The organism is Anaerotignum lactatifermentans DSM 14214 (genome assembly GCF_900142265.1).
Taxonomy (GTDB): domain Bacteria; phylum Bacillota; class Clostridia; order Lachnospirales; family Anaerotignaceae; genus Anaerotignum; species Anaerotignum lactatifermentans.
In genome coordinates this window covers 1-3,811 of the sequence record NZ_FRAH01000127.1, presented here as the reverse complement: position 1 = coordinate 3,811, position 3,811 = coordinate 1, and the positions used below count along the sequence as shown (strand labels likewise).

The following is a 3,811-nucleotide window of genomic DNA, read 5'->3' as shown; positions in this document are numbered from 1 at the left end:
CTTGCCACCTGCAATTTACAGACAACAAGCCCTTCTGGCTTCTTAAACAATTTTAATTTGAAAATATTGTCTAACTTTTTGGGTTCAGTTCATTTTAAGGGTTCCGGCTATTTTTATTTTCTTGTGAAAATTCTTGAAAGCAATTCCATTTGTATTGCTTGAACAAAATAGACCAGCTTTCTTTCGTATTTGTTTTCTGCTGTTAAATGATTACATCATCCTGTGACATCAAGAATAAATCATCGGAATACTGAAGAAATACAGCAGCGTCTGCTTCTTGGGTGTCTTGTTGTTTTGCAGGTGCTTCTACCTGCGTGTTTTCCTCTGTTTTCAAAGTACCTGGTCCTGTTACAATTGCAATATAACTGATGAAGATGCAAATGACACCGACAATGGCAGCTGCTATGAGAATCGGTTTCCAATTGGTTTTTTCTGATTCCTCAGATTCATCATAATCCTCGAAATCTTCAAAGTCATCATATTCTTCGTCATATTCTTCCTCAAAATCCTCATCATCTATGACATCTGATTCGATTGGTTCCGCCGTGCTGTAAGAAAGTTCCTGCAAATCAGGTTCTGGAAGTGCGGTTTCTTCTGGAAGTGTGGTTTTTTCGGAAAGAGAAGCTTCTTCCATTGGCCAGTCAGCAAAAAATTCGGGAGGAAAAGGGGTTCCATCCACGGGACAAAAATTTTCTCTTTTCAAAATAATATGCCCACAGGTAGGACACTTGGGGATTTTTTTCCCGCATTGCTCGCAGAAGTTTGCATGTGCAGAAATTTTATGATTACAGTAGGGGCAGTGCATAGTTTCTCTCCTTTATCATGTGCATCAGATTGTTGATGGTGTCATGCAGATGGTTTCTGAATTTTTATACAGAATGACCATGGTCGGATATTTGCTTTTGGTGCATTGCTTAAAAAAATATAAATGATAAATGGAATATACATACATTTTACAGGTTTATTCCAAGGTGTGCAATATACTTTTACAATTATTTAGAAAAAATTACTATTTCTGGGTTTCTCATGGGATCCGGTTCATTGAATGTAAAATAGTTATGAAAAAGAAAAAGCCGCCCAAAGGCGGCAAAGATTTTTGTTTTATGGTGCAAGGGCATCCACAGCGAAAGCCAGAATAATCATTAACAGGAAAATCCATACATAGGCGAAAAATCCAATGGCAATATATCGAATTGCGCGATTGCGATGGAGACAAAGGGGAAAATAATATTGAATGCCTCTGTAATTCCCCAGCCAAAGTGTCAGGGAGAAAAATATGATAAAGCTAATGATTTTGTAAGGAATCAACTGAATGCCAACAACATTGTCTGATTCCATAAAAAGACAGCCGATTACAAGACAGAAATACCAGATGGCAGCCCCGATCATATAACCTTTTTTTCTGCTGCGAAAACCCGGCAAGGCGTATCCTTGGCATTTTTCAGGAATTTTAAGTTGTTCCAGAGTGAGAGGTGGCTTCAATATTTTTTCGATGGCTTTTTGGAATGCAGTAACAGAATTATAGCGGTTTTTCGGATCGATTTCGATGCATTTGGCAATGACACCGGAAAATTTCCCTGTGTAGTTTGTTTCTGTTGGAAGGGCACCGGTGAGCATTTTGTGGAACAGTACCCCCAATGCGTAAATATCAGCAGCTGGTGCGGAAGGGGAAAAACCATACTGTTCTGGAGCAGCGTATCCGGCTGTGCCGAAAAGGACAGTATCCTGAGAACTCTCGGAATGATAAGACTTTGCGGAATTGAAATCCACCAGAACCAATCTGCCGTCATAAGTTAAAATTAAATTGGATGGCTTCAGATCACGATGAACCATGGGTGGATGCTGCTGGTGCAGGGGCTGCAAAATCCGGCAGATGCGCAGAATATAATCAGCAGCTTTTTCTTCTGAAAAGCTACCTTCTTTGGCAAGGATTTCCTCCAGAGAATTACCGGAAATATATTCTTCGATGACATATAAGGTGTTGCCTTCTTCGATGAGCTCTTCGATTTTTGGGGTGCCCGGGATGTTTTCAGTCATCAGATATTGAAAAACCTGTAAATCGTATATGGATAGCTCTTTTTTTACAAAAATTTTTCCGCTTACTGTGTGCTGTACCAGACGGATATGATGGGCTGTGTTAATATCAGCAATTTCTCTATAGAATGATAAACGCAAACGGGTTTGTAATTCCATAAGTTCACCTCAAAATGAATCCCTATTGTTTCAAAATGTGAAATGCAGTATAATTTTACTACAATGAACAGGCTTTTGTAAACAGGAGTGGAAATATGGAAGAAAAAAGCACATCAAAGTTAATGGAAATATTAAAACATACCAAGAAAGCGGAATTGTCAGCATTGCAGGATGATATGACAGTGCAGTCACATAGCTTCATTACCTATATGGATCAGTTGATTCAGCAAAGGAATCTGAAACGGCAGGATATTTTTCAAAAAGCGGATATGCCCCAGAAATATGGATATAAATTGCTCAATGGAGAAAGTCATACCAAAGATCGGGATAAGCTGCTCCGTATCTTTATTGCCATGGGAATGAATCTGAAGGAAGTGCAACGGGCATTGGCATTGTATGGAATGCCGGGACTGTATCCCAAAAAACAGAGAGATGCCATTTTTATCATTGCATTCAATGAGGGAATTACTTCTGTGGATACGGTCAATAGTTGGCTGCAGGAATATGGAGAAACGGAACTGACTAGAAGCGCAGATTAAAAACTCCCCTAAATCGGGGGAAAAATCATGGGGCTTTTCCTTTATACTGAATTTGCAAATAGCGAATAGCAAAAAGCAAAGGAGGGAACCTATGACAGATATGGAATTGGCAGAAATTCTGCGCAGTATGTACGAAAATGCCAGACGGAATGAAGCGGTGTGTCAGGTCAATCTATTTGGCATTCTTTATGCGAAAGAACTGCAAAGCAGTGGCTGTACCATCAAACATATTGTGGAACTCTCTGGAATCCAGTCCGGTTATGTTTCTGAAATCAGCAAAGGGATCAAATTATCCAGATATGTGGTTCCAAGAGGCGATCGAGAATGAGTTTGCCTTCCTTTTTGTGAGAGGTTATTTGCGTAAAAAACAAATAGAAAAAGGGAGGAAGTAACATGAAAACAGCAAAATTAGTCATTGGTATCATCAGCATTGTACTGACAATGGTGGTTTTATTCCAATCTTGCGCAGCTACAGTGGGGGATGCATTGGCAAATGAAGGCGGAACCAGCGGCGGCGTAGGAATGGCTGTGGCATTGCTGATGCTGGTGGCAGGTATCGTAGCCACTGCGGCAAGAAATAGTCGCGGAGGCAGCATATTCTGCATCATTGCTTATGCTCTGGCAGGCGTTTTGGGACTGACCGCACATGGCATTTTTCAGGACTTGATTGTTTGGGGGAGTTTGTGCTTGATTTTTGCGGTGATTTTTCTCATTGGTCTAATCAAGGAGAAAAGAGCATAACTGAATTTTTATGAAATGGGAGAATCACAGAGAACCTTGGATGTTTTCTGTGATTCTTTGATTATAAAGTCTTTAGAAAAAATAGATGTGAGAAAATCAGACGTAAAATGAACGGTGCATACATTTTATCTTCCATTGGAACATAAGATGAATTTAGAAAATCGTTATGAGAATTTATTTTTGTTAGATGTTGGAGAAATAAGAGGTTAAGATAGCATCGTATTTTGAGTCTGCTTATGATGTTTTGTGGGTTTGTCAAACATATGTTACACCCTCCTTAATAAATTCCTTCAGGACAGTCTGTGGGGATTTCCAACCCAGAGGTCTCATAGGGAACA

5 protein-coding genes and 1 pseudogene are annotated in these 3,811 nt (G+C 39.7%); 3 read left to right on the top strand and 3 right to left on the bottom strand.

Annotation, left to right across the window (positions count from 1 at the left end):
• Positions 1 to 202 precede the first annotated feature (202 nt).
• The 3 genes and pseudogenes from BUB35_RS17910 to BUB35_RS17905 form a co-directional block, all read right to left on the bottom strand.
• The gene (locus BUB35_RS17910; RefSeq protein WP_242949287.1) at positions 203 to 634 is read right to left on the bottom strand and encodes a hypothetical protein; all 432 of its coding nucleotides are present in this window, start codon (positions 632 to 634) and stop codon (positions 203 to 205) included.
• 57 nt (positions 635 to 691) lie between these two features.
• A pseudogene (locus BUB35_RS20315) lies at positions 692 to 805 on the bottom strand (zinc-ribbon domain-containing protein); the annotation flags it as partial.
• A gap of 296 nt (positions 806 to 1,101) precedes the next feature.
• Positions 1,102 to 2,193, bottom strand: coding sequence for a serine/threonine protein kinase (locus BUB35_RS17905; protein ID WP_072853959.1), 1,092 nt, complete (start codon positions 2,191 to 2,193; stop codon positions 1,102 to 1,104).
• Positions 2,194 to 2,288: 95 nt separating this feature from the next.
• Here BUB35_RS17905 and BUB35_RS17900 point away from each other — a divergent pair, with 95 nt between their 5' ends.
• The 3 genes from BUB35_RS17900 (at position 2,289) to BUB35_RS17890 (ending at position 3,473) form a co-directional block, all read left to right on the top strand.
• Entirely contained in the window at positions 2,289 to 2,732 is a 444-nt protein-coding gene (locus BUB35_RS17900) for a hypothetical protein (RefSeq protein ID WP_072853957.1), read from the top strand.
• A 91-nt stretch (positions 2,733 to 2,823) separates the two neighbouring features.
• Positions 2,824 to 3,060, top strand: a complete 237-nt coding sequence (locus BUB35_RS17895; protein ID WP_072853955.1) for an HTH-like domain-containing protein — start codon at positions 2,824 to 2,826, stop codon at positions 3,058 to 3,060.
• 65 nt (positions 3,061 to 3,125) lie between these two features.
• Complete coding sequence (locus tag BUB35_RS17890) at positions 3,126 to 3,473, top strand: hypothetical protein (RefSeq protein ID WP_072853953.1); 348 nt, start codon at positions 3,126 to 3,128, stop codon at positions 3,471 to 3,473.
• Positions 3,474 to 3,811: the final 338 nt, after the last annotated feature.

Excerpts from the sequence above, each read along its gene's own strand:
- BUB35_RS17910 (WP_242949287.1), bottom strand. The coding sequence starts at position 634 with ATGGAAGAAGCTTCTCTTTCCGAAAAAACCACACTTCCAGAAGAAACC.
- BUB35_RS17905 (WP_072853959.1), bottom strand. The coding sequence starts at position 2,193 with ATGGAATTACAAACCCGTTTGCGTTTATCATTCTATAGAGAAATTGCT.
- BUB35_RS17900 (WP_072853957.1), top strand. The coding sequence starts at position 2,289 with ATGGAAGAAAAAAGCACATCAAAGTTAATGGAAATATTAAAACATACC.
- BUB35_RS17895 (WP_072853955.1), top strand. The coding sequence starts at position 2,824 with ATGACAGATATGGAATTGGCAGAAATTCTGCGCAGTATGTACGAAAAT.
- BUB35_RS17890 (WP_072853953.1), top strand. The coding sequence starts at position 3,126 with ATGAAAACAGCAAAATTAGTCATTGGTATCATCAGCATTGTACTGACA.